The sequence below is a fragment of the Streptomyces sp. NPDC055400 genome (genome assembly GCF_053644375.1).
In genome coordinates this window covers 34482-58585 of sequence record NZ_JBSHLM010000018.1, presented here as the reverse complement: position 1 = coordinate 58585, position 24104 = coordinate 34482, and the positions used below count along the sequence as shown (strand labels likewise).

At 72.0% G+C, this 24104-nt stretch carries 24 protein-coding genes; 11 read left to right on the top strand and 13 right to left on the bottom strand.

Translation table 11 applies throughout. From position 1 onward, the window contains the following. Positions 1 to 24 precede the first annotated feature (24 nt). Positions 25 to 462 (bottom strand): DUF4442 domain-containing protein, encoded by a 438-nt coding sequence (locus ACWIGU_RS36795; protein WP_454406183.1) that lies wholly within the window; start codon positions 460 to 462, stop codon positions 25 to 27. A gap of 87 nt (positions 463 to 549) precedes the next feature. Here ACWIGU_RS36795 and ACWIGU_RS36790 point away from each other — a divergent pair, with 87 nt between their 5' ends. From ACWIGU_RS36790 to ACWIGU_RS36780, 3 genes are all read left to right on the top strand, one after another. Continuing rightward, on the top strand, positions 550 to 1506 hold the full coding sequence (locus ACWIGU_RS36790) for a hypothetical protein (protein ID WP_454406009.1): 957 nt from the start codon (positions 550 to 552) through the stop codon (positions 1504 to 1506). Between the two features lie 95 nt (positions 1507 to 1601). Further along, complete coding sequence (locus ACWIGU_RS36785) at positions 1602 to 2639, top strand: hypothetical protein (protein WP_356286640.1); 1038 nt, start codon at positions 1602 to 1604, stop codon at positions 2637 to 2639. 208 nt (positions 2640 to 2847) lie between these two features. Beyond that, positions 2848 to 4158: an MFS transporter gene (locus ACWIGU_RS36780; protein WP_454406008.1), complete on the top strand. Its 1311-nt coding sequence runs from the start codon at positions 2848 to 2850 to the stop codon at positions 4156 to 4158. On the opposite strand, the gene ACWIGU_RS36775 is transcribed toward ACWIGU_RS36780, so the two are convergent. The 4 genes from ACWIGU_RS36775 to ACWIGU_RS36760 all read right to left on the bottom strand — a co-directional run bounded on the left by ACWIGU_RS36775 (position 4120) and on the right by ACWIGU_RS36760 (position 8282). Next, on the bottom strand, positions 4120 to 4965 hold the full coding sequence (locus ACWIGU_RS36775) for a spermidine synthase (protein ID WP_454406007.1): 846 nt from the start codon (positions 4963 to 4965) through the stop codon (positions 4120 to 4122). The genes ACWIGU_RS36780 and ACWIGU_RS36775 overlap by 39 nt on opposite strands. Positions 4966 to 5154: 189 nt before the next feature. Further along, positions 5155 to 5994: a patatin-like phospholipase family protein gene (locus ACWIGU_RS36770; RefSeq protein ID WP_454406006.1), complete on the bottom strand. Its 840-nt coding sequence runs from the start codon at positions 5992 to 5994 to the stop codon at positions 5155 to 5157. An 88-nt stretch (positions 5995 to 6082) separates the two neighbouring features. Beyond that, entirely contained in the window at positions 6083 to 7261 is a 1179-nt protein-coding gene (tuf, locus tag ACWIGU_RS36765) for an elongation factor Tu (RefSeq protein ID WP_454406005.1), read from the bottom strand. Positions 7262 to 7577: 316 nt separating this feature from the next. After that, positions 7578 to 8282: a DNA alkylation repair protein gene (locus tag ACWIGU_RS36760; protein WP_454406004.1), complete on the bottom strand. Its 705-nt coding sequence runs from the start codon at positions 8280 to 8282 to the stop codon at positions 7578 to 7580. Between the two features lie 50 nt (positions 8283 to 8332). On the opposite strand from ACWIGU_RS36760, the gene ACWIGU_RS36755 reads away from it, so the two are divergent. Beyond that, a complete protein-coding gene (locus ACWIGU_RS36755) occupies positions 8333 to 9058 on the top strand; it encodes a TVP38/TMEM64 family protein (protein ID WP_454406003.1) in 726 nt (241 codons plus the stop codon). A 48-nt stretch (positions 9059 to 9106) separates the two neighbouring features. On the opposite strand, the gene ACWIGU_RS36750 is transcribed toward ACWIGU_RS36755, so the two are convergent. Then, complete coding sequence (locus ACWIGU_RS36750) at positions 9107 to 10276, bottom strand: thiolase family protein (protein WP_454406002.1); 1170 nt, start codon at positions 10274 to 10276, stop codon at positions 9107 to 9109. 119 nt (positions 10277 to 10395) lie between these two features. Here ACWIGU_RS36750 and ACWIGU_RS36745 point away from each other — a divergent pair, with 119 nt between their 5' ends. Both ACWIGU_RS36745 and ACWIGU_RS36740 read left to right on the top strand, forming a co-directional pair. Beyond that, complete coding sequence (locus tag ACWIGU_RS36745; RefSeq protein WP_356286616.1) at positions 10396 to 10866, top strand: winged helix-turn-helix transcriptional regulator; 471 nt, start codon at positions 10396 to 10398, stop codon at positions 10864 to 10866. 194 nt (positions 10867 to 11060) lie between these two features. Next, positions 11061 to 11936, top strand: a complete 876-nt coding sequence (locus tag ACWIGU_RS36740; protein ID WP_372564905.1) for an undecaprenyl-diphosphate phosphatase — start codon at positions 11061 to 11063, stop codon at positions 11934 to 11936. Positions 11937 to 11977: 41 nt separating this feature from the next. Here ACWIGU_RS36740 and ACWIGU_RS36735 read toward each other — a convergent pair whose 3' ends face one another. Beyond that, positions 11978 to 13603, bottom strand: a complete 1626-nt coding sequence (locus ACWIGU_RS36735) for a TROVE domain-containing protein (RefSeq protein WP_454406001.1) — start codon at positions 13601 to 13603, stop codon at positions 11978 to 11980. Positions 13604 to 14090: 487 nt separating this feature from the next. Between ACWIGU_RS36735 and ACWIGU_RS36730 the strand changes: the two genes are divergently transcribed. Next, entirely contained in the window at positions 14091 to 14267 is a 177-nt protein-coding gene (locus tag ACWIGU_RS36730; RefSeq protein ID WP_356286605.1) for a hypothetical protein, read from the top strand. A gap of 77 nt (positions 14268 to 14344) precedes the next feature. Here the strand turns inward: ACWIGU_RS36730 and ACWIGU_RS36725 are convergent, their stop codons facing one another. Further along, on the bottom strand, positions 14345 to 14983 hold the full coding sequence (locus tag ACWIGU_RS36725) for a maleylpyruvate isomerase N-terminal domain-containing protein (RefSeq protein ID WP_454406000.1): 639 nt from the start codon (positions 14981 to 14983) through the stop codon (positions 14345 to 14347). An 84-nt stretch (positions 14984 to 15067) separates the two neighbouring features. Between ACWIGU_RS36725 and ACWIGU_RS36720 the strand changes: the two genes are divergently transcribed. Together ACWIGU_RS36720 and lnt are read left to right on the top strand one after the other, a co-directional pair. Then, positions 15068 to 15592, top strand: a complete 525-nt coding sequence (locus ACWIGU_RS36720; protein WP_454405999.1) for a nuclear transport factor 2 family protein — start codon at positions 15068 to 15070, stop codon at positions 15590 to 15592. A gap of 92 nt (positions 15593 to 15684) precedes the next feature. Then, a complete protein-coding gene (gene lnt / locus ACWIGU_RS36715) occupies positions 15685 to 17379 on the top strand; it encodes an apolipoprotein N-acyltransferase (RefSeq protein WP_454405997.1) in 1695 nt (564 codons plus the stop codon). Here lnt and ACWIGU_RS36710 read toward each other — a convergent pair. Beyond that, on the bottom strand, positions 17303 to 18208 hold the full coding sequence (locus ACWIGU_RS36710) for a Gfo/Idh/MocA family protein (protein WP_454405996.1): 906 nt from the start codon (positions 18206 to 18208) through the stop codon (positions 17303 to 17305). The genes lnt and ACWIGU_RS36710 overlap by 77 nt on opposite strands. A gap of 35 nt (positions 18209 to 18243) precedes the next feature. Next, positions 18244 to 19506, bottom strand: coding sequence for an FAD-dependent monooxygenase (locus tag ACWIGU_RS36705; RefSeq protein WP_454406182.1), 1263 nt, complete (start codon positions 19504 to 19506; stop codon positions 18244 to 18246). Positions 19507 to 19660: 154 nt separating this feature from the next. On the opposite strand from ACWIGU_RS36705, the gene ACWIGU_RS36700 reads away from it, so the two are divergent. Together ACWIGU_RS36700 and ACWIGU_RS36695 are read left to right on the top strand one after the other, a co-directional pair. Further along, the gene (locus ACWIGU_RS36700) at positions 19661 to 20275 is read left to right on the top strand and encodes a TetR/AcrR family transcriptional regulator (RefSeq protein ID WP_454405995.1); all 615 of its coding nucleotides are present in this window, start codon (positions 19661 to 19663) and stop codon (positions 20273 to 20275) included. A gap of 178 nt (positions 20276 to 20453) precedes the next feature. Further along, positions 20454 to 20819, top strand: coding sequence for a hypothetical protein (locus ACWIGU_RS36695; RefSeq protein ID WP_454405994.1), 366 nt, complete (start codon positions 20454 to 20456; stop codon positions 20817 to 20819). Between the two features lie 98 nt (positions 20820 to 20917). Here ACWIGU_RS36695 and ACWIGU_RS36690 read toward each other — a convergent pair whose 3' ends face one another. From ACWIGU_RS36690 to ACWIGU_RS36680, 3 genes are all read right to left on the bottom strand, one after another. Continuing rightward, the gene (locus tag ACWIGU_RS36690; protein WP_454405992.1) at positions 20918 to 21469 is read right to left on the bottom strand and encodes a hypothetical protein; all 552 of its coding nucleotides are present in this window, start codon (positions 21467 to 21469) and stop codon (positions 20918 to 20920) included. A 163-nt stretch (positions 21470 to 21632) separates the two neighbouring features. Beyond that, positions 21633 to 22316, bottom strand: coding sequence for a uracil-DNA glycosylase (gene ung / locus ACWIGU_RS36685; RefSeq protein WP_454405991.1), 684 nt, complete (start codon positions 22314 to 22316; stop codon positions 21633 to 21635). A 105-nt stretch (positions 22317 to 22421) separates the two neighbouring features. Then, positions 22422 to 24002 carry an ABC transporter substrate-binding protein gene (locus ACWIGU_RS36680; RefSeq protein ID WP_454405989.1) on the bottom strand — a complete coding sequence of 527 codons (1581 nt, stop codon included), beginning with the start codon at positions 24000 to 24002 and terminating at the stop codon, positions 22422 to 22424. Positions 24003 to 24104 lie beyond the last annotated feature (102 nt).

The following is a 24104-nucleotide window of genomic DNA, read 5'->3' as shown; positions in this document are numbered from 1 at the left end:
TCGGAGGTAACGGAAATGTTCGGCTCAGCCGTTGGGGCGCAGGGTCCAGACGACGCTCATCTCCCCCGTCACCGCACCGTCGGCGCGCTGGATCGCGACCGCCACCGGGAACTCGGGGCGCTTCCCCGCGTCGAGCTCGGCGACCACGTCGGCGGCCGGGCGGCCGAGCGTGGCCGTCGCCGTGACGGGACCCATGGCGAGCTTCTTGTACGCGATGTCGGCGCGCACCGCGAGCGGCACCGCCCGCGACAGCTGGTCCCCGAAGGCGGCGAGGACGATCGCGCCGCTCGCGGACTCGCCGAGCGTGAACATCGCTCCGGCGTGCGGGCCGCCGACGTGGTTGTGGTACTCGCTCTGGTCCGGCAGGGCCACGACGGCCTTCTCCGGGGTGGTCTCGAGGAATTCGAGGTTCAGGGTCCGGGCCATCGGCACGGTGGCGGCGAGCATCTCGCCGATCGACATCTGTTCAGCGCTCATGTGGCGTGATGTTACCCACGAGTAGCGACCTTGGCCATCCTCGGCCCGGCGGTGGCTCTATCGTTGCTCGCCATGTGGCCAGGAGAGCAGGGTCCCGGGGGCGAGCAGAACCCGCAGGGCCGCCAACCGAATCCGTACCAGCAGCCGAACCCGTATCCCCAGCCGTCCGGGCAGCAGGTCTGGAACGCGCCCACGATTCCCGCCGGTTCACCCCAGCCGTCGCCCGAACCCCCCAAGCGCGGACGGGCGGCTCTCATCGCCGTCGTGGCCGCCGCCGCGGTCGTCGTCGCGTCCGTGGTCACCGGGGTCATCGTCCTCGGCGGCGACAAGGACAAGAAGGACGACAACGCCGGGCCCGGTCCCACGAAGTCCTCGGCAGCCGCGCCGAGCGCGACCGGCAACCCGCGCGCGGGCGGCGGTGTCGAGCCCACCGTGGACGGCTGGAAGACCGTGGTGAACGCCGACCACGGCATGGCGTTCGACGTTCCCTCCACCTGGCTGGTGAAGTCGAACGGCTGGGTCAACTGGGTCTCCAAGGAAGGCGACCCGCAGGAGAAGCCGCTCATCGCCATGAGCAACCCGGCGTTCCTCGACGAGAAGTGGTGCGTGTCCGACGACGACAAGGACGGCAACGAGGAGGAGTCCTCCCTCGGCGCGACCGGGTCGCGGGGCAACAACGGCGCCAAGAGCACCGAGGACGCCGCCACCAAGGACGCCACGATGTGGGTCTACGGCGCGTACTCGCAGCCCGACAAGAAGAGCGTCACCACGAAGCCGGCGGAGTCGTACACCACCGCGTCCGGCCTCACCGGCAGCCTGGTGACCGCCTCTTCGACGGGCGTCGAGCAGAAGAAGCACGGCAAGTGCTCCTCCGACGGCAAGGCCGCCGTGTTCGCCTTCAAGGACGCCGACGGCGACTTCGCGTCCTGGTCGTTCTTCGGGCCCACGGGCGTCAAGGGCGAGGTGCCCGACGCGACGGTCAGGAAGATCGTCAGCACGGTGCGGCTCGTGGACGTCAGCGACTCCTGACACGCGGCGCGGTGACGGGGCGGCAGGCGAACCGTTGCACGTCCGGTACAGGGCGACGGTGCCGGCAGCTGACGGGACCTCTATTGTTGTGCGCCATGTGGCCAGGACAGCAGCCGCCCGGGGGCGAGCAGAACCCGCAGGACCAGAATCCGTACCAGCAGCCGGGGTACCAGCAGCAGCCCAACCCCTATCAGCAGCCGGGCTACCAGCAGCAGCCCAATCCGTACCAGCAGCAGCCGGGGCAGCAGCCTCCCGGACAGTGGGGCGCTCCCACCGTCCCGCTCGGCGCTCCCCAGCCGCCGAGCGGCAACGGCGGCGGCAACAAGACGAAGATCACCGCGATCGTCGCGGCCGCGGCCGTGGTGGTCGCCGCCGGTGTGACCGGGTTCCTCGTCCTCGGTGGTGACAAGGAGGACAAGGCGGACCCCAAGCCGTCCAAGTCCCCCACGAAGTCGGCCTCCAAGGACCCGAGCCCCGACGCGAGTGACGGCGTCAACCCGCGCGACCCGTCGAACGCGCCGAAGGCCACCATTGAGGGCTGGCAGGTCGTCGTGAACCCCAAGTACGGGACCGCGTTCGACGTACCGGCCGACTGGGTCGTGAAATCGGACGGCCTCATCACCGGCTTCGACGACGCGAAGGACGAGGGCGCCAAGCCCCTCATCACGATGTCCGCACCCGCGTTCCTCAAGGAGAAGTGGTGCACGTCGGACGACGACAAGGACGGCACCGAGGACGACAGCGCCCTCGCCGCGACAGGCACCAAGGGGCAGAACGGCGCCAAGAACACCCAGGACGTCGCGCGCAACGACTCGGCGTGGTGGGTGTTCGGCGGCTACACCGACCAGAAGGACTCCTCGAAGAAGCTCCTGAAGATCGGTAAGCCGAAGGACTTCACGACCGACTCCGGCGTCAAGGGAAGCGTGGCGACGACCACGTCGTCCGGCGTGCCGAAGAAGGGGAAGTGCGACACGGACGGCAAGGCCACCGTGTTCGCCTTCAAGAACTCCCAGGGCGACTTCGTCTCCTGGACGTTCTACGGCGCCAAGGGCGTGAAGGACGAGGTCCCGGACGCCACGGTGCAGAAGATCCTCAGCACCGTCCGCCTCCAGGGCGACCCCAGCGTGGACTGAGCCGCACAAAAGCAGCGCGTCGGGCCTGCCCGGTGAAGGGCAGGCCCGAGGCTGTCAGCGGCGTGATGCGATCAGCGCCGGCAGTTGCGGTGGACCCACCAGCCGGAGATCGCATTCTCGGTCATCAGCCCATTCCTCGAGAATCAACCGGCTCCCGCCGGAAGAATCTCGTTTGGCAAGTCGCCCCTGCTGCGGCGATAGTCCCTCAGTGAACTCTCCCGCCGCCTCCCCGCTCAGACCCCGCCGACTCGCGTGGGCGGGCCGCAACTACAGCCTGCTGGCGGTGGCGGCGTTCGTGACGACCCTCGGCAGCAACGGCGCGCTGATCGCGTCCGCGTTCGCGGTGCTCGAGACGGGGGGCGACGGCGGGGACGTCGGCCTCGTCGCCGCGTCACGCACCCTGGCGCTCGTCCTGTTCCTGCTCGTCGGCGGGGCCGTCGCCGACCGGCTGCCGCGCCACCACGTGATGGTCGCGGCCAACGCGCTCAACTTCCTCTCCCAGGGCGCCTTCGCGCTGATCGTCCTGACCGGGACGCCCGAGCTGTGGCAGATGATGCTGCTCAGCGCGCTGGGCGGCACGGGCCAGGCCTTCTTCAACCCCGCCGCCGAAGGCATGCTGATGTCGTCGGTCGACCGGGAGCAGGCGAGCCGCGCCTTCGCCCTCTTCCGGATGGCGATGTCGGGCGCGGCCGTGGGCGGCGCGGCGCTCGGCGGCGCGATGGTCGCGGCCATCGGGCCCGGCTGGGTACTCGCCGTGGACGCGGTGGCGTTCGCCGTCGCGGGGGCGCTGCGCTCGTTCCTCGACGTCAGCCATATCGCGCCGCGCGAGCCCGGCGGGGGCCTCCTCGCCGATATGCGCGACGGCTGGCAGGAGTTCATCGGCCGGCCGTGGCTGTGGAGCGTCGTCGCGCAGTTCTCCGTCGTGGTCGCGGTGGTCGGCGCCGCCGACGCGGTCTTCGGCCCGCTCGTCGCCCGCGACTCCCTCGGCGGACCGGGCCCCTGGGGGCTCGCCCTCGGCGCCTTCGGCGTCGGAACCGTCGCCGGGGCGTTCCTGATGATGAGGTGGAAACCGCGGCGGCTGCTGCTCGCCGGGACCCTCTGTGTGTTCCCGCTGGCGCTGCCTTCGGCGGCGCTCGCCCTGCCTGTGCCGCTCGCCGTGCTGGTCTGCGTGATGTTCGTGAGCGGCGTGACGATCGAGGTGTTCAGCGTCTCCTGGATGACGGCGCTCCACCAGGAGATCCCGGAGGAGAAGCTGTCCCGGGTCTCCGCGTACGACTGGTTCGGCTCCGTCGCGATGGTGCCGGTCGCCACGGCGCTCGCGGGCCCGGCGGAGGCCGCCTTCGGCCTGTCCCCGGCGCTGTGGGGCTGTGCGGCGCTCGTGGTCGTGGCGACCGGCGCGGTCCTGTTCGTGCCGGAGGTACGGCAGCTGACGCGCCGCGCCGACGCCGACGCCGACAAGCAGCCCGTGCCGGAGCCGGTCTCAGCCGATGCCGAAGGAGCCGCCGGGCGGCTCGGGTGAGGGCACCGCGTCCTCGTCCCGTACGGGCTTCGCGCTGCCGGTGAAACGGCGCAGCTGAGCTCCGTGCTCGACGCGGGCCGGGAACGCGTCCGCCGCGGCGCGCCGGGCGAGCGCCGCGATGTCGAGTTCCTCGTGGGAGGCCACGAGGACGGTGTTCCCGAAGCGCCTGCCGCGCAGCACGGCGGGCTCCGCGATCAGCGCCAGATGCTCGAACACTGCTGAGAACGTGGCGAGTTGGGAGCGGAGGAAGGCGAAGGGCGTGCCGTCCGCGAGGTTCGCCGCGTAGACGCCCGTGAGGCGCAGGACCCGCTCGGCGGCCTCGGCGTACGCCACGGTGGTCAGGTGGGCCGGGACGCGGGAGCCGCCGAAGACGTCCGCCACGAGTACGTCGGCGCTGTCGGCGTCGGCCGACTCCAGCCAGGTGCGGGCGTCGGCCCCGTGGACGGTGATCCCGGCGCCGTCGGGGACGGGCAGATGCTCGGCGACCAGGGCGAGCAGCCCGCGGTCCGCCTCGACCACGACCTGACGTGAGCCGGGCCGCGTCGCCGCTGTGTATCGGGGCAGGGTCAGCGCGCCACCGCCCAGATGCAGCACGTCGAGGGGCTTTCCGGGCTCGTCCGCACAGTCGAGGACATGCCCGAGCCGGCGCGCGTACTCGAATTCGAGGTGTTCCGGCGCGTCCAGATCCACGTACGACTGCGGCGCCCCGTCGACCGTGAGCAGCCAGGCCCGACGCCGGTCCACGTCGGGCATCAGCTTGGCGGTGCCGTGATCGACGGTCCTGGTCACGGGTATCGGCTCATCCACGCCGTCCATTGTGCCGGGCGGTGGGGGTGGCGGGGGCCGGGCGGGGTTCACGGGGTGGACGGGGCCGTGGGGTAGCCGGCTTACCGGGCGGCGTTCGGCGGGCGACGGGCATGCCGGGTGCCGGGCGGCATTCGCAGGGTGTGCGGGCGGCGGGGGCCGGGTGCCGCACGGCACGCGCCAGGGCGTTGCTCAGCCCCACACCTCCGCCACGCCCGCCGCGTGCGCCATCGCCTGTTCCCGGCCTGCTCGGGCCGACGGGGCACGGTGGGCCGGGTCGAGGCTGTTGTCGCCCATTGCCTTTCTGGTGGTGCGGTCCGGGGTGATGAGGGTGACCCTCGCCCCGCCCGCGGTGAGGCGTTCCGCCTGGGCGCGGGCCGGTTCGAGGGTGCCGCCGCCCGCTGCGACCGGGGCGATGATCACGACGCGGTCGTGGCCTTCGGCGAGGTGCGCGTTGGCCGGGGAGCGGACGCCGCCGTCGATCCAGCGGCTGCCCTCGAGCGTGACCGGCGGCCAGACGCCCGGCACGGCGCAGCTGGCCGCGACGGCGTCGACCAGGCCGACGCCGCTGTCCCGGTCGAGGACGTGGAACTCGCCGGTCGTCGCCCGTACCGCCGTCACCAGGAGCGGCCGCTCGGGCCAGCTGTGCGAGACGAGCCGCCCCGCGATGACCGCGCGGCGCGTCGCCTCGTCCGGGGTGTCGGCGGCCAGCGCGATGTGCCCCGCCTTGCGGCCGAAGTCCTCGGGAGTACGCGAGGCGAGCGCGGCGCGGGCGTGGCGGAGGGTGGCGGCCGGACCCAGATGCCCGGGGATCTCCCCCACGGGTGCGGCGAGTTGGCGCTCGTACAGCTCGGCGGGGGTGAGTCTGCCGGAGGTGAGCTGGGCGCCGACGACGGAGCCCGCGGAGGTGCCGATCACGGTGTCGGCGTCCCACAGACCGGCACCGGCCTCGGCGAGGCCGTGGAGGATTCCACAGATCCAGCCGATGCCGGAGAGGCCGCCGCCCCCGAGTACGAGTGCCCTGCCCGCCACTTGAGACCTCCTTGCCGGCGCCGGCGTCCAGTGTGGCCGACGTGCGACCGTCCGCCTCCCGCGGGGTGCGGGAGGCGGACGGTGCGGTTCAGCCGACGGAGCTGACGGTGCCCGCGCCGACGGTGCGACCGCCCTCGCGGATCGCGAAGCCGAGGCCCGCCTCCAGGGGCACGTCGCGGCCGAGCTCGACCGTCATCGTGACGGTGTCCCCGGGCCGGGCGACGGCGCTCTCGCCGAGGTCGACGTCGCCGACGACGTCCGCGGTCCGCAGGTAGAACTGCGGGCGGTAGCCGGTGGCGACCGGTGTCGTCCGGCCGCCCTCGGCCGCCGAGAGGACGTACACCTGTGCCGTGAAGCGGCGGCTCGGGCTGACGCTGGCGGGGGCCGCGACGACGTCACCCCGGCGGACCGCGTCGCGGGGCACGCCGCGCAGGAGCAGCGCCACGTTGTCCCCGGCCTGCGCCTCCTCCATGGGCTTGCCGAAGGTCTCCAGGCCGGTGACCACGGTCGCCGCCGCGCCGGTCTCCGCGCCGAAGATCTCGACGCGGTCACCGACGCGCACCCTGCCGCGCTCGACGGCCCCGGTGACGACCGTGCCGCGCCCGGTGATGGTGAGCACGTTCTCCACCGGCAACAGGAACGGCGCGTCCACGTACCGCTCGGGCATGGGCACATACGTGTCCACGGCGTCGAGCAGCGCGTCGATCGCCCCGGTCCAACGGGGGTCGCCCTCAAGGGCCTTGAGCCCGGAGACCCGCACCACGGGGACCGAGTCGCCGCCGTACCCGTGCGCGGAGAGCAGCTCGCGGACCTCCAGCTCGACGAGGTCGGTGAGCTCCTCGTCCCCCGCGTCCGCCTTGTTCAGCGCGACGACGATGTGGTCGACGCCGACCTGGCGGGCGAGCAGGACGTGCTCGGCGGTCTGCGGCATGATTCCGTCGAGCGCGGAGACGACGAGGATCGCCCCGTCGAGCTGCGCGGCCCCGGTGACCATGTTCTTGACGTAGTCGGCGTGGCCGGGCATGTCGACGTGCGCGTAGTGCCGGGTGTCGGTCTCGTACTCGACGTGCGCGATGTTGATGGTGATGCCGCGGGCGGCCTCCTCCGGGGCGCGGTCGATGCGGTCGAAGGGCACGAACGTGCCGGCGCCGCGCTCGGCGAGGACCTTGGTGATGGCGGCGGTGAGGGTCGTCTTGCCGTGGTCGACGTGGCCCATGGTGCCGATGTTGAGGTGCGGCTTGGTGCGCACGTATGCCGTCTTGGGCATGACTGGGTGGTTCCTCCCGGAACGTGTTCCTCAACGGAACAGGGCGTGATGGCCTCCTTGATGAGGCGGGGACCCCGGAGTCCCACCGACCCTCCCCCTGCGGGGTCCGCCGGAATGTCCGGAGAGGGTCAGCTTCGGGCGCCGTCTGCTGCGGCGGCCAGGAAGACGGCAGCCTTCGCAGCGTCCGCGACTGCGGACGTGGCTGCGGGGAAGGCGTACCGGAACATGACGCCGATCATTGCCCACAGAACGGCGCAGGTCGAATGGTTTTCCGGCGGGCCGCTCGGGCCCTGTCTCCCGTGGGGCGTAAGGGAGTTCAGGGGCCGATGTTCTTCAGGGCCTCGCGCACCGACAGAGGCGCGAGCCGGTCCCGGTGGGCGGCGACGAAGGAACGTACGGCAGCGGGGTCGGTCTTCGCGTACTCGCGCAGGCACCAGCCGATGGCCTTGCGGATGAAGAAGTCGGGGTGCGGGGCCTGGCGCAGGCAGTAGCCGAAGAGGCGCTCCGTGTCGGTCGTCTCCTTGCGGCGGAGCTGGTGCAGGAGCGCGGTGCGGGCGATCCACAGATCGTCGTCCTCGATCCACGCGTCCATGTCCTTCTCAAGGCGCGGGTCGGCCGCGACGAGCGCGCCGACGACGTGCGCGGCGAGCAGGTCGACGGTGTCCCACCACGGGACCGTTGACACCAGGTGCCGGGCGACGGGCAGGAAGCCGGACGAACAGCGGCCCGCGTGCCGGCGCAGGTAGTCGACCGCGAAGTACGCGTACTCGCGCTCGGGCAGCTCCCAGCAGCGCAGCGCGAGCGCGGTGCAGTCGGCCTCGTCCGGGCGCGGGGTCCCGGCCAGGACGGTGCGCGAGAGTGCGCGTCGGACGGGGGTGGCGAGACCGAGGAAGGGGGCCACGTCCTTCATGTACGCGCGCATCTGCCCCGCCCGCCCGGGTTCGGCCGCCATGGGGTACACGGAGGTGAGCCGCTCCAGCAGAGTGTCGGCCAGCGCGCTGCGCGGGACTGTGACGGTCATGCGACACAACCCTACGGCGAACATACATATGGGTCGGTTAGTCTCCCCGGATGCCCGACACCGTCGCGACACGTCCCGAGGGACTCGCCGCCGCCCGGCCGGCGGGTCTTGCCCTGCGCTGCACGAGAGTTCTGCTGTCCCCATGGTCTCGGCTGTCGCTCCTGGTGGCGCTGCTCGCCGCGGGCGGGGCGACGGTGCTGCTCCTCCAGCCGCAGAGACTGCTCGCGGACGGCTGGCCTCCCCAGATGAGCGGTGCCGCCGCGGTCGTCCTGTTCGGTGTCGCGTACGGCCTGTGCACGGTGGCTTTCGTACCGCGGCCGCTCCTCAACCTCGCGGCGGGTGCGCTGTTCGGTTCACAGCTCGGCACTCTGGCGGCGCTCGGCGGGACCGTGCTCGGCGCCGGGCTGGCGTTCGGGCTCGGCCGGGTGCTCGGCCAGGAGGCGCTGCGGCCCCTCGTTCGCGGCCGCTGGCTGAAGGCGGCCGACGGTCAGCTCAGCCGGCACGGCTTCCGGTCGATGCTGGCGGCGCGGCTGTTCCCGGGGGTGCCGTTCTGGGCGGCCAACTACTGCGCCGCGGTCTCGCGGATGCGGTGGGCGCCTTTCCTTCTCGCCACGGCGATCGGCTCGGTCCCGAACACGGTGGCCTACGTCGTCGCCGGGGCCAGGGCCTCGACGCCGACGTCGCCCGCGTTCCTGATCGCGATGGGTTTCATCGCGCTGACCGGCCTCGCGGGTGCGGTGGTCGCGTGGTGCAAGCGCGACCGCCTCCGCGGCTGACGCACCCCTGGAAACCCACCGCCCCCCTGCTGACGCGTCCCTGGAGATTCAGAGCGCTTCCAGGATGGTCGCGTTGGCGAGCCCGCCCGCCTCGCACATGGTCTGGAGTGCGTAGCGTGCGCCGCGGGCGCGCATCGCGTGGACCAGGGTGGTCATCAGACGGGTGCCGCTCGCGCCGAGCGGGTGGCCGAGCGCGATGGCGCCGCCGTGCACGTTCAGCTTCGCCGGGTCGGCGCCGGTCTCCTGGAGCCAGGCGAGGACCACGGCCGCGAACGCCTCGTTGACCTCGAACAGGTCGATGTCGCCCAGCTCGAGACCCGCCTTGCGCAGCACCTTCTCGGTGGCGGGGATGACGCCGGTGAGCATCAGGAGCGGGTCCGAGCCGGTGACGGCGAAGCTGTGGAGACGGGCGAGCGGGCGCAGGCCGAGCCGGGCCGCGTTCTCGCTCGTGGTGATGAGGACGGCGGAGGCGCCGTCGTTGACGGGGCTCGCGTTGCCCGCGGTCACCGACCAGTCGATCTGCGGGAAGCGCTCGGCGAAGCGCGGGTCGTAGTAGGCGGGCTTGAGCCCGGCGAGGATCTCGGCGGTGGTGCCGGGGCGCACGGACTCGTCGCGGGTGGCGCCTCCGAGGGGCGCGACCTCGGCGTCGAAGAGCCCGTTCGCCCAGGCCTGGGCGGCCTTGCGGTGCGACTCGACGGCGTAGGCGTCCATCGTCTCGCGGGACAGCGACCACTTGGCGGCGATGAGCTCGGCGCTGACGCCCTGCGGGACCAGACCTTCCGGGTAGCGCTCGGCGACGCCGGGACCGAACGGATCGGCGCCCTCGGGCACGTTCGACCACATCGGTACGCGGCTCATGGACTCCACGCCACCGGCGATGACCATGTCGTAGGCGCCGGAGATGACGCCCTGCGCGGCGAAGTGCACGGCCTGCTGGGACGAGCCGCACTGGCGGTCGACGGTCGTGGCGGGCACGGACTCCGGGAAGCCCGCCGACAGGACGGCGTACCGGGTGGTGTTCATGGCCTGCTCGGCGACCTGGTCGACGGTGCCGCCGATGACGTCGTCGATCTGCGCGGGATCGATCCCGGCGCGCCCGACGAGGCTGCGCAGGGTGTGGGCGAGGAGCTCGACGGGGTGGACCTGTGCGAGCGTCCCGTTCGGCTTGCCCTTGCCGACGGGGGTGCGTACGGCTTCGACGATGACTGCGTCACGCATGGCGCGGGCCTCCTTGGCCGACGGGTCGGTGCCCGGCACCGATTACCAGTGAGTAGGAAAACTGAACTCACGATAGCCCGGTAGGTTGGAAAAGCAAACCCTCGCTTACACTGATGCGCATGCCAGCCGCCAAGGACCCGCGCCCCTGCTCGATCGCCGACACGCTGGCCGTGGTCGGCGAGAAGTACTCGCTCCTGGTCCTGCGCGAGGTGTGCCTCGGCAACGGACGCTTCGACCAGCTGGTGCGCAACATCGGAGCGCCGCGCGACATCCTCGCGACGCGCCTGCGCCGCCTCGTCGACGCCGGCGTCCTCAAGAAGGTCGCCTACCAGGAGCGCCCGCAGCGCTTCGAGTACCGGCCCACCACTGCGGGGCTCGAACTGGAGCCGGTCCTCATGACCCTCATGGCGTGGGGCGACCGCCATCTGCGCGACGACGGCGACCGCCCGATGGTGATCGAGCACACCTGCGGCAATGAACTGGTCCCCGTCGTGACCTGTTCCGCATGCGGCGACGCCGTCCACCACGAGGACCTGAGCGCCCATCCCCAGGCCCCGGGATGGACCAAGGCGGGACCGGCCGCTGCGTAGCTGCCGCCCGCGTGGAGAGGCCCTGTCGTCGTCTCTTCATACAAGGGCGCTACGCTGCCCCACGGCGGGCGCCCTTCCATTTCCGTACCCCTTGACCAGTACGGCCTCGCCCGTCCGTCCTTCCTTTCTCCGTGTCCGCCTCTGGCCTGCGCGTCTGCGGTCAGCTCACGTCAGCACTTGGATCGCGTAACTTCATGTCTTGGTTCGAATCATTCATCCTCGGACTCGTCCAGGGGCTGACCGAGTTCCTGCCCATCTCGTCGAGCGCGCATCTGCGGCTGACCGCGGCCTTCGCGGGCTGGCACGACCCGGGAGCCGCGTTCACGGCGATCACCCAGCTCGGCACGGAGACGGCGGTGGTGATCTACTTCCGCAAGGACATCGCGCGGATCATCTCCGCGTGGTTCCGCTCCCTCACGAACAAGGCGCTGCGCAGCGACCACGACGCGCAGATGGGCTGGCTCGTGATCGTGGGATCGATTCCGATCGGCGTGCTCGGTGTCGCGTTCAAGGACCAGATCGAGGGCCCGTTCCGCGATCTGCGGCTGACCGCGACGACCCTCATCGTGATGGGCGTCGTCCTCGGTGTCGCGGACCGTCTCGCGGCGCGCGACGAGGTCGGCGGCAAGCACCGCGCGGTGCGGGAGCGCAAGGGCCTCAAGGACCTGAGCGTCAAGGACGGTCTGATCTACGGCGTCTGCCAGGCCATGGCCCTGATCCCCGGGGTCTCGCGCTCCGGCGCGACCATCAGCGGCGGCCTCCTCATGGGGTACACCCGTGAGGCCGCGGCCCGCTACTCGTTCCTCCTCGCGATCCCGGCGGTCCTCGCCTCCGGTGTCTTCGAGCTGAAGGACGCCGGGCAGGACGGCTCCGTCTCCTGGGGCCCGACCGCCTTCGCGACGATCATCGCCTTCGGCGTCGGATACGCGGTGATCGCATGGTTCATGAAGTTCATCTCGACGAAGAGCTTCATGCCGTTCGTGTACTACCGGATCCTGCTCGGCATCGTGCTGATCGCGCTGGTGACGGCGGGCGTCCTGAGCCCGCACGCCGGGGAGTCGGCGGGCTGACCTGCCCGGCTTCCGCCGGACGGCCAACCCGCGCCTCTTCCCTACTTCGGCTGCGCCTGCCACGGCCAGCGCGCGTCGCCGCCTCGCTCGACGAGCGGGATCAGGCGGAACGCCTGGTCCGTGAGGCCGCCGAACGCGTGCCGGTTCGCGCCGCCCGAAGGGGTCGCGCCCACCTTGTATCCGGCCATGTTCCACATGTGGACCGGCACGTCCCTCGGCACGAGCGCGTCGATCTCGGTCTCGGCCATGCCGCCGAAGCCCTCGGCGTTCGACGGGAACCAGCCGGGCCGGGTCTGCTCGTCGGTGACGACGACCACACGGTCGTGCCCGGAGAAGTGCTTCTTCACCGCGGTCGGGATGTCGGTGCCGGAGATCTGCCCGAACCTCTCGACGAGCCGCAGCACACTGCCGCCCCTCCGGAAGTTCAGACGCCGGCTCTCCATCCCGAACTCGACGAGCGTCGGCAGCTCCGCGCGCATCGCGAGCGCGGCGCCGAACACGGCCGCCTGCTCGGCGAGTGGGATGTCCGAGCGGTGCGGCGTCGACCATGCGCGGCCGGGAAACATCGACGGCGACCGGTCCACCAGGATCAGCGAACGGCCGGGCAGCGCGGGCACACCGGCCAGCGAGTGCGCGAGCCCCCGCTCCAGAGCGTGCCCCCAGCGCAGCGACGGGGCGTGCTTGTACGCGGCCCAGAAGCGGAACGGGAACATGCGCGAGCGGCGCACCTCCCCCGGGTCGGCGAACCGCGCCGCCACCCGCTCCGCGACCTCGTCCGGCACACCGGCCTCGTCGAAGTTGCGCAGGTTCCGCGCGAGAGCCATCAGCCCCATGGACGGGATGACCGCCTCCCACGCCGCCGCGTCCATCGGCCGCTGCAGCCACCCCGCCAGGGACTCCCAGGTCATGGCCGCCTCGGCGAGCCGGCCGGTCTCCGTGGTGAGCAGCGCGTGGCGCTCCTCCACCGGTACGCGCATCAGCCGCTCACGGGCGCGCAGGGTACGCAGCCGCTCCGGGATCTCCCCGGCGTTGCCGTGCCGGCGGTCGAGGGCGTGCTGGAACAGGTCACCCTGCCACGGCTTGCCGGCGGCGGGCGCCGGGTGCGCGAGATTGAGGACGTCACCGAACCGGTATCCCTTGGAGTCGGTGTCGTACTTGAGCAGCGAGCGCTCGTCGTAGAGCCGCTGGACGGCGTCGGCGATGCCGCGCTTCACCGGCTTCGGCAGGCGCCGCCCGTACCGCGAGGTCCAGTAGCCGAGCAGCTCGCCCGGCTCGTCGGCGCGCTGGAGGACGCCGTCGACGACCTGACGGGAGTGGCCGGGCTCGCCCGCGTCGAGGCGGGCCCTGACGAACTCGGCGGCGCCGACGAGCGCGGCGGTCCGCATGTTCCCCTCGCCGCGCAGCCAGCCGAGCAGGCCCGCGGTCCACTCCGGGTCCTCGACGGCGAGCTGCCGTACGAGGGTGCTGTACCGGTCGTCGCGGTCGTCCGCGGACTCGTAGAAGGCGCCCGTGGCGACGAGGTTCGAGACGGCGAGCAGGAACAGTTCGCTGCGCGCGTCGCGCAGGTATCCGGTCGCGCCCTCGTGCGTGCGCGCCCTCTCGCCCGTCACGGTGACGATCGGCGACCGGCCCACCGGGCGGGTGCCGCGGGTGTTGAAGCGTGCCATGAGGCGGCCCCTCTCCGTGGAGGGGAAGCACCGCGTGCGGGCACGCCTCATCGGGGCGCGGCCCTGCTGGGTGCCTCCCGAGATCAAGTCGGCCCGCGGCGTGCGTTCATGAGAAGAAGGAGCCGCCGGCCCGCGCACCGGGAGGTGCGTGACGTGTGCTGCCCAGAGATCAAGATCGGTGCAGGTACAAGGTGCTCTGCCGACTGAGCTACGCCGGCCCGAAGCCGACGACGGGACTCGAACCCGCGACCACCCCATTAACAGTGGAAGTAACCCGCTCCTTCGCACCTGGGCATGCCGCCACTGTAGTGACGGGACGCGACGCTGCCACCTGGTTTTCCGCCGGGCCGGTCCGAGCACGATCCGCCCCTCCCCGACGGCCCTTGCCAGGGACTGGCAGCCAACTGATGGGTGTTTACGATCACTTGGCGAATATGTTCCGTCGCTTAGGGTTCCCAGTGGGCGGCACGCACCCTAGCCTTACCGCATGCCGCTTGAGTGTTCGGGTACCGCGCGGTCTGCCGAGGAAGTCAACGAGCAGATCCGCGGATTGTGGTTGCGCGCGGGTGGCCGGCTCTCCACCGAGCAGCGCGCTCAGTACGCACGGCTCGTCACCGAGTGGGCGGTCGCGGTCCGCACGGAGGTCGTCGAGGCCGCGGCCTGACACCCCGTCAATTCCAAGCCCTTCGCGCCGTTGGGTCCTGTCGGCCCTGTCTGTCTGCCTGTCCGCCTGTCTGTCTGTTAGCGGACTTCGCCGTTCCAGCGCCAGGACGTGAGCCGCTCCCTGCCGGGCAGCTCACCGCGCCCCGTCGCCCACAGCAACGTACGCCAGGGGTCGTCGCCCCGCGGCGCGTCGGGGAACAGCCGGGCGAGTGCCCTGGCGCAGAGACCGGCCGGCGGGGCCCAGTCGAGGCTGAGGCCCTCGGCGATGTCCTGCGTGTGCACCAGGGTCTCCACGACGCCCATCGCGCCGAAGCCCGAGGGGTCCGAGAGGCCGAACACATGGTGGGCGCGGGTCTCGGGCGCGGCCGTCCGCACCATCGCGACCAGCAGGGCGCCGCTCGCGTCGAGCACCTGGAGCAGTCCCGCGGGGCCCGCGTCGCGGTTCGCGAAGATGACGTTCGCGGGGCCGCCCGGCCTGCGGCGCGTCCAGTGGAACGGCACCTCGGTGTCCAACGGAGGCTTCGACGGCCCGAGTTGGGCCGCGTACGCGAACAGGTCGTCGGCCAGGTGCTCGGCCGTCTCCCAGCAGTCCCACTCCAGCGAGCCGGCCCTGACGCTCCAGTCGGCGGCCGACGCCCCGCCGAAGGTGTCCAGCGCGAGCCGCACGCAGTGCGCGAGGTCGTCGGCGGCGGTCTGTGAGGCGCTCTGCGGGGACATGCCGAGAAGGTATCAATGATCACTCGCGGCCTCTCCCCCGTCGCGCCCCTTGGATCTGCGGTTCCGGTACCCAAGACTGACTCAATGACACAGCGCGTAGAACTCGCCACCGTGATGGACCGACTCGCCATCGAGGAGCTGATCACCGACTACGCGGTGTCCGTGGACGACGGGGACTGGACGGCGTACCGCGGACTCTTCAGTCCGGACGGGCGCGCCGACTACCGGCGGGCCGGCGGCATCGAGGGCAGCGCGGCCGAGATCACCGAGTGGCTGACCCGGACGATGGAGCTGTTCCCGATGCGCCAGCACCTGATCGTCAACCGGCGTCTGCGCTTCGGGCGCCGCGACAACGACACCGGCGACACGGCCGAAGTGCAGGCCGACTACATCAACCCGATGCGGTTCGCCGGCGACGGCGCAGGCACCGCCGCCGATGCGCCCTCGACCGCTCCCTCCGGCACTCCCTCCGGCGCGCCCGACTTCGTGTGCGGCGGCCGCTACGCCTTCGCCCTCGTGCGGACGGGCTCCGGCTGGCGACTGCGCGGGGTGACGGTGCACGAGAAGTGGCGCCGCACGGATGGCGCCACGGCGGCCACCACGCGCTGACGCGACCGCCCCCTATGCCCACTGTCAAAGATCGTCCCCGGCGCGCACACTGAAAGCACGTACCGGGCGTCGGACGACGAGGGAGGCGACGCATGGACGGGTCGGGCGGGAAGGGGCGGTCGCGCTCGTCGAGCACGACGCAGTCGTGGCCGGTGTCGGCGGCACCGGCGTCGTGGACGGCGCCCGCCGCGTCGTGGCAGGGCATCGCTCCCCGCCTCGCGGCGTCCCCCTGGTGGCGTGGCGTCGCCGCCGTTTCGGCGGGCGCGCTGCCCGCCCTCGCGTTCCCGGCTCCGTCGCTGTGGTGGCTGGCGTACGTCGCGCTGGTGCCGTGGATGCTGCTGGCCCGCTCGGCCCCCACGCCGCGCCGCGCGGCCCTCGACGGCTGGCTCGGCGGACTCGGGTTCATGCTGTCGGTGCACCACTGGCTGCTGCCGAGTCTGCATGTGTTCACCGTCGTGATCGCGGCGCTGCTCGGTGTGCTGTGGGCGCCCTGGGGCAGGCTGCTGCGGCGACTGCTCGGCGGCACGCCCACGCGTGGGCAGGCGGCCGCCGCCCTGGTCGCGGTGCCTTCGGCGTGGCTGATGGTCGAACTGGTCAGGTCCTGGCAGGGGTTGGGCGGCCCGTGGGGGCTCATCGGGTCGAGCCAGTGGCAGGTGCAGCCCGCCCTGCGCGTCGCGTCGGTGGGCGGGGTGTGGCTGGTCAGCCTGCTCGTCGTGGCGGTGAACACCGCGATCACGGTCCTCCTCGTGGCGCGCAGCGCCCGTACGCCCGCGGTGGCGGGGCTTCTGGTGACGGCCACGGTGACGACGGTCTCCTGGGCCTGGGCCCCGCGGCCCGAGCCGGACGGCCCGGTCAGGGTCGCCGTCGTCCAGCCGGGCCCCATAGGCGGCGCCGACAGCGGCGAGAAGCGCTTCGACCGGGAGGAGGAGCTGACCCGCCACCTGGCCGGGCAAGGCGTCGGCCTGGTGGTCTGGGGCGAGAGCAGCGTCGGCTTCGACTTGTCGCAGCGGCCGGACCTGGCGCGGCGGATCGCGGCGCTCTCGCGCGACGTGGGCGCGGACATCCTGGTGAACGTGGACGCACGGCGCGTCTCCCCCGGCGGCGCCCCCGGCATCTTCAAGAGCTCGGTCCTGGTGGGCCCGGACGGCCTCACGGGGCAGCGCTACGACAAGATGCGGCTCGTCCCCTTCGGCGAGTACATCCCGGCGCGCGCCCTGCTCGGCTGGGCCACGTCGGTCGGCAAGGCCGCGGGCGAGGACCGGGTGAGCGGGACCCGGCAGGTCGTGATGGACGCGCGGTCCGCGCGGGACGGCGACCTGCGGATCGGCCCGCTCGTGTGCTTCGAGTCGGCGTTCCCCGACATGACGCGGCGGCTCACACGCGACGGGGCGCAGGTGCTGCTCGCGCAGTCCTCCACGTCCACGTTCCAGCACAGCTGGGCGCCCGAGCAGCACGCGTCGCTCGCGGCCGTACGGGCCGCGGAGACGGGCCGTCCGATGGTGCACGCGACGCTGACCGGGGTGTCGGCCGTGTACGGCCCCGACGGTTCACGCGTCGGCCCGTGGCTCGGCACGTCGGCGAGCGCGGCCCGGGTCTACGAGGTGCCGACGGCGCACGGCACGACGCTGTACGTGCGGTTCGGGGACTGGCCGGTGCACGCGGCCGTCACCGTGCTCGCCCTGCTGGGCGCGTCGGAGGCCGTCCGCCAGTTCAGGCGGCGAACCGCTGCACCTCACGTACGACCTGCTCGCACAGCACATGCGTCTCCAGCGCGTCCTTGGCACTGAGGACCTTGCCCGCGCGCACGCCGTCGAGGAAGCCGAGGACCACCTGTTCGATGCCGCGCTGGCGGGCCACCGGCACCCAGTCGCCGCGGCGGCGCACGGTCGGCTGGCCCTTGTGGTCGATGACTTCGGCGAGGTTGACGACCTGGCGCTTGGTGTCCTGCCCGGAGACCTCGAGGACCTCCTCGGTCGAGCCGCTGAGCCGGTTCATGACGCCGATCGCCGTGAACCCGTCCCCGCCGAGCTGGAGCACAACGTGGTGCAGCAGGCCGCCCTCGACCCGGGCGCGCACCGACACGTCGTCGATCGGCCCGGGCACGAGGTAGCGCAGGGTGTCGACGACGTGGATGAAGTCGTCGAGGACGAGCGTGCGCGGGTCCTCGGGCAGCCCGATCCGGTTCTTCTGCATCAGGATCAGCTCACGGGGGTGCTCGGCGCACTGCGTGTAACCGGGCGCGTGACGACGGTTGAAGCCGACGGTGAGGCTGACGCCGCGCTCCTCGGCGAGACGCACGAGGCGCTGCGAGTCGGCGAGTTCGTAGGCGAGCGGCTTGTCGACATAGGTGGCGACCCCCGCTTCGAGCAGCCGCGTCACGATCTCGGGGTGGACGGTGGTCGGCGCGTGCACGAACGCCGCGTCGAGCCCCTGCGCGAGCAGCGCGTCCAGGTCGGTGTGCCGGCGCTCGGCCGGGATGTGGTGCGTGTCCCCGACCCGTCGGAGCGTCGCGGGTGTGCGGGTCTGCAGGTGCAGCTCGACCCCCGGCAAGGTGGTGAGCACCGGCAGATACGCCTTCTGCGCGATGTCTCCGAGCCCGATGCAGCCGACCTTCACGTCCGTCTTCCCCTCGCCCCGGGCCAACTGTCCGGCTAGGCCCTCTGTGTCTGGGCAGCATACGGCCGCTGCGGGGGCCGCCAGTCCGCGATCTCGTCGAATCCGCGCAGCATGACGGCGGGTCCGGTCTTGTCGAGAGCGGCGATGAGGATGTTGCGCAGGGCCATCGCGGGCCGGTTGCTGAGCATGTTCACCCGGCCCACGCCGACGGCCTTGCGGGCGATGGCGGACGTACGCGGCCTGCGTGCGGCGGTGTACGCGGCGAGGCCGAGGGCGTCGGGGTGTTCGGGGTCGGCCTGGTGGGCGAGCACGACGGCGTCCTCGATGGCCTGGTTGCCGCCCTGGCCGAGGGTCGGGGGCATGGCGTGGGCCGCGTCGCCGAGGAGCGCGACCCGGCCGCGGTGGAAGGCCGGCAGAGGTTCGGTGATGTGGTGGACGTCGTGGCGCAGGATCTCGTCGGGCCCGGCGGCGTCGATGATCGCCGGGATCGGGTCGTGCCAGTCGCCGAAGCGGCGCAGCAGCTCGGCCTTCTCGCAGTCGGGGGCGTGGTGGCCGGCGGGGGCGACGGCTGCACCATAGGCGTAGACCGTGCCGTCCGCGAAGGGGTGCGTGCCCCAGATCCGGCCGCGTCCCCAGGTCTCGTGCTGGGCGAAGGGCCTGCCGAGGGGCGGGACGAGGAGGCGCCAGGTGGTGAACCCGGCGTAGACCGCGCCCGGGTGGGCGGGGAAGAGCGCCGCGCGCACGGCGGACCTGATGCCGTCGGCGCCGACGACGAGTTCGGCCTCGAATTCGCCTTCCGGAGTGGTCACCCGGGCGGGGCGGGCCGGGTCGTCCGCGACGCCGGGGTCGGCGAGGGTTGCTGCGGACCCGGTGCGTACGACTCCGTCGGGGAGACGGGACGCCAGCTTGTCGATCAGGGTCGCGCGGTGCAGGAGTACCAGGGAGCCGCCGAAGCGCTCGGCGGCGGCCTTCGCGTCGGAGCGCGAGAGCCAGCGCCCGCTCGGGGTACGCAGGCCGCCCGCGCCCTCCCAGGCGGCCAGGGACCGGATCTCCTCGCCGAGGCCGATGACGTCCAGGGCCCGCTGCGCGTTGGGGGCGAGGGAGATCCCCGACCCGACGGGCTTCAGCTCGGCGGATCGCTCCAGGACGGTGACGTGCCATCCCCGCAGACCGAGCGCGACGGCGGCGGTGAGGCCGCCGATGCCGCCGCCCACGACCACGGCCCGGGGCCGCCGCCCGCGGCCGGCGGCGCCCTGTGCTTCCGGTCGCGCCGGCGTCCTGCCCGTCGAGTCGGTCAGCCCGGTGGGAGCCGGTGGTTCCATCGATTCGGCAGTCATGGCTTCGCGCTCCTTACGTCTCACTCGCCCGGCTCGGCCTGTCACCTTCACTACACCTGTAGTGCGCTTACCGCCGACCGTACTACATCTGTAGTTCCGGCGGTAGGTTGGGACCATGTCCGTACGCACCAGCGCCGCGAGCGCCGCCGGCGCACCTCGCGCCGAAGTCATCGCCGACGCCGCACTCGATCTGCTCGCCGAGCGCGGGATGCGGGGCCTGACGCACCGAGCGGTCGACGAGGCGGCGGGCCTGCCGCAGGGGTCGACGTCGAACTACGCACGGACCCGGCTCGCCCTGCTGGAGGCGACGGTGCGGCGCCTCGCCGTGCGCGAGTCGCGGGTGCTCGCCGTGGACGAGCTACCGGATCCGGCCGGCGGGATCCACTCGCTCGTCGACGGCATGGCGCTCGCGCTGCACCGCTATCTGACGAACCACCCCCAACTGCTGATCTGCCGTTACGAGTTGGCGCTTGAGGCGACGCGCCGGCCCGAGCTGAGGGCGTTCTTCGACGCGACGGGACAGCAGTTCCACGAACCGCTCACCGCGCTGCTGCGGGCCGCGGGGTCCCAGGATCCGGAGCGGCACACACTGTCGCTGGTGGCCTGGTCCGAGGGGATCATGTTCTCGTGCGTGGCCGGGGCCTTCCACGCGTCGGTCCCGGACCTGGCGGACCTTCGGGAGGGATTCGGGGAGCTGCTGCGCGGGATGCTCGCCGCGTCCCCGTCCTGACCTGCGCGTCACCCGTGCGGGGCATCATCGGCCGACGGGCGCGCCACGAGGGTCCGTAGCCGCCAGAGTTGCGCGGGTGCATCGATCGACGACCTCAGCAGCGCTTCTGCTCACGGTGGCGGCCACGGCCGCCGCGGTGTCCGGTTGCGTGAGCGTACGGCAGCCGGAGCCTTTGTCCGTGTCCCCCAGCGCACCGGCCGTTCCGGCGGCGCCCCGCCCGGACGGCCGGGCGGAGCCCCAGGTCGTGCAGGCGCCGGTGCGGGAGGCGCTGGACCGGATGGGCGGCACGCCACCGGCCCACTCACCCTCGTCCGGGCCGGCGCGTGCGCCACGCCCGCCCCAGCCGCCACGCCAGGTGGCACCCCGCCAGTCGGGCCCGGACCACGCGGCGCGCCCCGCGGCACCTCCGCCGCGCCACCCGCACACGGCGCCCCCCGCAGTACCGGGCGTCCCGGGCGATGTGTGCGCCCTGGGCCATCAGTACGGCAAGTGGAACCCGGACAGCCCCGAGGCCCGCATCTGCCGGGAGACGTACGGGCGGTGAGGCCGTACGAAGGGTGAGGCACGACGGAGGACGAGTGCGGGGCGGCGGGCGAGGCGGGCCGCGCATCAAGTGGAGGGGCCCGGCGAGGGGGTGGCCGCCTAAGAGCTCCGTCTGGGCGGCCCCAGCGGCTCACCCCCTGTGGAACCCCGGCACTGACCCTCGTCCCCGCCGGGCGGCATCGCCGCGACCCGCTGTTCCAGGCGGGCGATGGCCGCCCGCACACCGTCCCCGTAACCGTCTTCCCCGAGCGCGCCCACCACGGCGCGCGCCTGTGTCAGATGGCTGCGGGCAGCCTTGGGGCGGCCGAGCTTCACATAGTCCGACGCCAGGTTGAGGTGCAGCGAGGGGTAGAGCGCGCGGACCGCGAGCGACTGCTCGTGGCGCGCGAGCCGCGCCTCGGTCAGGCCCTCGGCGGCGGACAGGGCCCGCAGGTCCCATGCCAGCTCGTCGTCCGGGTCGTCCTGGGCGTCCGCCATGTAGTGCGCGAGCGTGCAGCGGTGGAGGGGGTCGCCGTCCTCCCCGATCTCCGCCCACAGGCCGAGGTACCGGTCCCTGGCCTCCTCGCGGTCACCGGCGTGATGGAGCATGATCACCTGCCCGATCCGGGCCATCATGGCGTCGTCCGCCGCCTGCTCCCGCTGCTCAGCCACAGGTCCTCCACGCTCGTATGCCGATCGTCCAAGCCGATAACGATTCCGACGCTATAGGCAGCCGCTGACAATCCCCGTCAGGCGCGGGCGGGGGTCCCTCCGGGAGCCGGGCGGTCACCGCACCCGGCGGACACCTACCCGGAGGGACACGTACTCGTGGGCGTCAGCCCAGGTCCGGAATGCGCCAGTCGATCGGCGTGTGGCCCTGCGCGGCCACCGCCTTGTCGATCTGCGTGAAGGGATGCGAGCCGAAGAACTTCTTCGCGGAGAGCGGCGAGGGGTGGGCGCCCTTCACGACGACGTGGCGCTCCTCGTCGATGAGGGGGAGCTTCTTCTGTGCGTAGTTCCCCCACAGGACGAACACGGCCGGGTCGGGCCGTTCGGCCACCGCGCGGATCACCGCGTCCGTGAACTTCTCCCAGCCCTTGCCTTTGTGCGAGTTGGCCTCGCCGGCCCGCACCGTGAGCACCGCGTTCAGCAGGAGGACGCCCTGCTCGGCCCACGGCATCAGATACCCGTTGTCCGGGACCGGGTGGCCGAGCTCCTCCTTCATCTCCTTGTAGATGTTCCGCAGGGAGGGCGGCGTCTTCACGCCGGGCCGCACGGAGAAGCACAGACCGTGCCCCTGCCCCTCCCCGTGGTACGGGTCCTGGCCGAGGACAAGGACCTTGACCCGGTCGTACGGGGTCGCGTCGAGCGCCGCGAAGACCTCCTCGCGCGGCGGGTACACGGGACCCTTGGCGCGCTCCTCCTCGACGAACTCGGCGAGCTCCTTGAAGTAGGGCTTCTGCAGCTCCTCGCCGAGGACGCCGCGCCAGGACTCGGGCAGCATCGCGGTGTCGGTCACGTCAACAACCTCCGGGGTACGGTCACTTCACGGCCGTACGAGGGACGGCCGCTGCACACCCCAGAACCTACCCGCGGCCACTGACAACGGGCCCCGGCGGCCCGCCTACCAGCTGGTCTTGCGCTGCAGCTCCCACATCATCATGATCGTCGACGGGTCGAGGGCCCGCTCGCCGCCCGAGATCTCCTCGCTGGCCGCGATGTACTGCTTTCCCTGCCACAGCGGCAGCAGCCGGGCGTCGTCGACGAGTATCTGCTGGGCGCGCTTGAACTGGCCCACCACGGCGGCGCGGTCGCTCTCGCGGCGCGACTGCGGCAGCAGATCGTCGGTGATCTCCTTGGACGCGTAGGGCGTTCCGAGCGCGTTCTGCTCGCCGACGAAGGGCGCGATGAAGTTGTCCGCGTCCGGGAAGTCGGGGAACCAGCCGCGTCCGAAGGCGGGGTACTCGCCCTTGCGGTACCCGGCCTCGAACGTCTTCCAGGGGCGTCCCTTGACCGTGACGTCGAACAGTCCGGACGCGTCCAGCTGTCGCTTGAGCTCGGCGAACTCGGCGCCGGTCGCGGACCCGTAGCGGTCGGTGGTGTACCAGAGGGTGAGCGGGACCCGGTCCGTGATGCCCGCCCGGGTGAGGATGTCCTTGGCCTTGGCCGCGTTCGGGTCGCCGAAGTCGTCGAAGAAGCCGGTGGTGTGCCCGGTCAGGCCCCTCGGGACCATCGAGTAGAGCGGTTCGACGGTGTCCTGGTAGATCTTGTGGGCGATCGCGCCGCGGTCGACGACCTGGGCGACGGCCTTGCGGACGGCGGATTTGCGCGCCCAGGGGTCCTTGGGGTTGAACACCAGGTAGCTGATCTCCATGCCCGCGCCCTCGACGAGCTGGATGCCGTCCTTGGCCTGCTTGCCCTGCAGCCCCACCACGTCCGCCGCGGCGAGCCCGCGGTACGTGGCGTCGATCTTCTTGGCGCGCAGGGCGCCGACCATCGAGGCGGAGTCCTTGAAGTAGCGGATGGTGACGGCGCTGTTCTTGCGCTCGGCGAACCCGTTGTAGTGGTCGTTCTTGACGAGCTCCGCCTTGTCGCCGTCGGTGTACGCGTCGAGCGCGTACGGCCCGGAGCCGGAGATCTCGCCGTCGTCGCGGACCGCGCCGGCCGGGTACTCGGCGGGGTCCACGATGGACATCGCCGGTGTCGCGAGCACGAAGGGGAAGGTCGCGTCGGGCTTGTTCAGTTTGAAGGTGACGTCACGGTCGCCCTTGACCTCGACCGACTTCAGGCTGCCGAGGAGCCCCTTGGGGCCGCCCTTGACGTTGATCCTGCTGATGCGGTCGATGGAGTACTTGACTGCCGCGGCGTCGAGCTTGTCGCCGTTCGAGAACGCCATGCCCTCGCGCAGTGTGCAGTGGTAGACGCTGTTGGAGGGGTCGGTGAACTCGCAGCGCTCGGCGGCGTCGGGCTTCGGCTCGGAGGCGCCGGAGGGGAAGCTGACGAGGGTCTGGTAGACGTTCCTGAACAGCTCCCAGGAACCGTCCCAGGACGCGGCCGGGTCGAGGGTGCTCGGCGCGCTGGTGGTCCCCACGACGATGGGTTCGGTGTCGTCGGACTCTCCGGACGACATCAGTCCACATCCGGCAAGGAGCGATATGCACGTTATCGCCGCCAGTTGACGGGGGCCCCGGATCCGGTTGAACACGCGCGCGCTCCTCGATCGGCCATGCCACAGGTCGGCAGACCATACCGCAGTGCCCCGCCGGGCCAACGAGGCACTCCGGCAGGGCACTTGATGCGTACGTAC

Excerpts from the sequence above, each read along its gene's own strand:
- ACWIGU_RS36795 (WP_454406183.1), bottom strand. The coding sequence starts at position 462 with ATGTCGATCGGCGAGATGCTCGCCGCCACCGTGCCGATGGCCCGGACC.
- ACWIGU_RS36790 (WP_454406009.1), top strand. The coding sequence starts at position 550 with ATGTGGCCAGGAGAGCAGGGTCCCGGGGGCGAGCAGAACCCGCAGGGC.
- ACWIGU_RS36785 (WP_356286640.1), top strand. The coding sequence starts at position 1,602 with ATGTGGCCAGGACAGCAGCCGCCCGGGGGCGAGCAGAACCCGCAGGAC.
- tuf (WP_454406005.1), bottom strand. The coding sequence starts at position 7,261 with ATGCCCAAGACGGCATACGTGCGCACCAAGCCGCACCTCAACATCGGC.
- ACWIGU_RS36760 (WP_454406004.1), bottom strand. The coding sequence starts at position 8,282 with ATGACCGTCACAGTCCCGCGCAGCGCGCTGGCCGACACTCTGCTGGAG.
- ACWIGU_RS36755 (WP_454406003.1), top strand. The coding sequence starts at position 8,333 with ATGCCCGACACCGTCGCGACACGTCCCGAGGGACTCGCCGCCGCCCGG.
- ACWIGU_RS36750 (WP_454406002.1), bottom strand. The coding sequence starts at position 10,276 with ATGCGTGACGCAGTCATCGTCGAAGCCGTACGCACCCCCGTCGGCAAG.
- ACWIGU_RS36745 (WP_356286616.1), top strand. The coding sequence starts at position 10,396 with ATGCCAGCCGCCAAGGACCCGCGCCCCTGCTCGATCGCCGACACGCTG.
- ACWIGU_RS36740 (WP_372564905.1), top strand. The coding sequence starts at position 11,061 with ATGTCTTGGTTCGAATCATTCATCCTCGGACTCGTCCAGGGGCTGACC.
- ACWIGU_RS36735 (WP_454406001.1), bottom strand. The coding sequence starts at position 13,603 with ATGGCACGCTTCAACACCCGCGGCACCCGCCCGGTGGGCCGGTCGCCG.
- ACWIGU_RS36730 (WP_356286605.1), top strand. The coding sequence starts at position 14,091 with ATGCCGCTTGAGTGTTCGGGTACCGCGCGGTCTGCCGAGGAAGTCAAC.
- ACWIGU_RS36725 (WP_454406000.1), bottom strand. The coding sequence starts at position 14,983 with ATGTCCCCGCAGAGCGCCTCACAGACCGCCGCCGACGACCTCGCGCAC.
- ACWIGU_RS36720 (WP_454405999.1), top strand. The coding sequence starts at position 15,068 with ATGACACAGCGCGTAGAACTCGCCACCGTGATGGACCGACTCGCCATC.
- lnt (WP_454405997.1), top strand. The coding sequence starts at position 15,685 with ATGGACGGGTCGGGCGGGAAGGGGCGGTCGCGCTCGTCGAGCACGACG.
- ACWIGU_RS36700 (WP_454405995.1), top strand. The coding sequence starts at position 19,661 with ATGTCCGTACGCACCAGCGCCGCGAGCGCCGCCGGCGCACCTCGCGCC.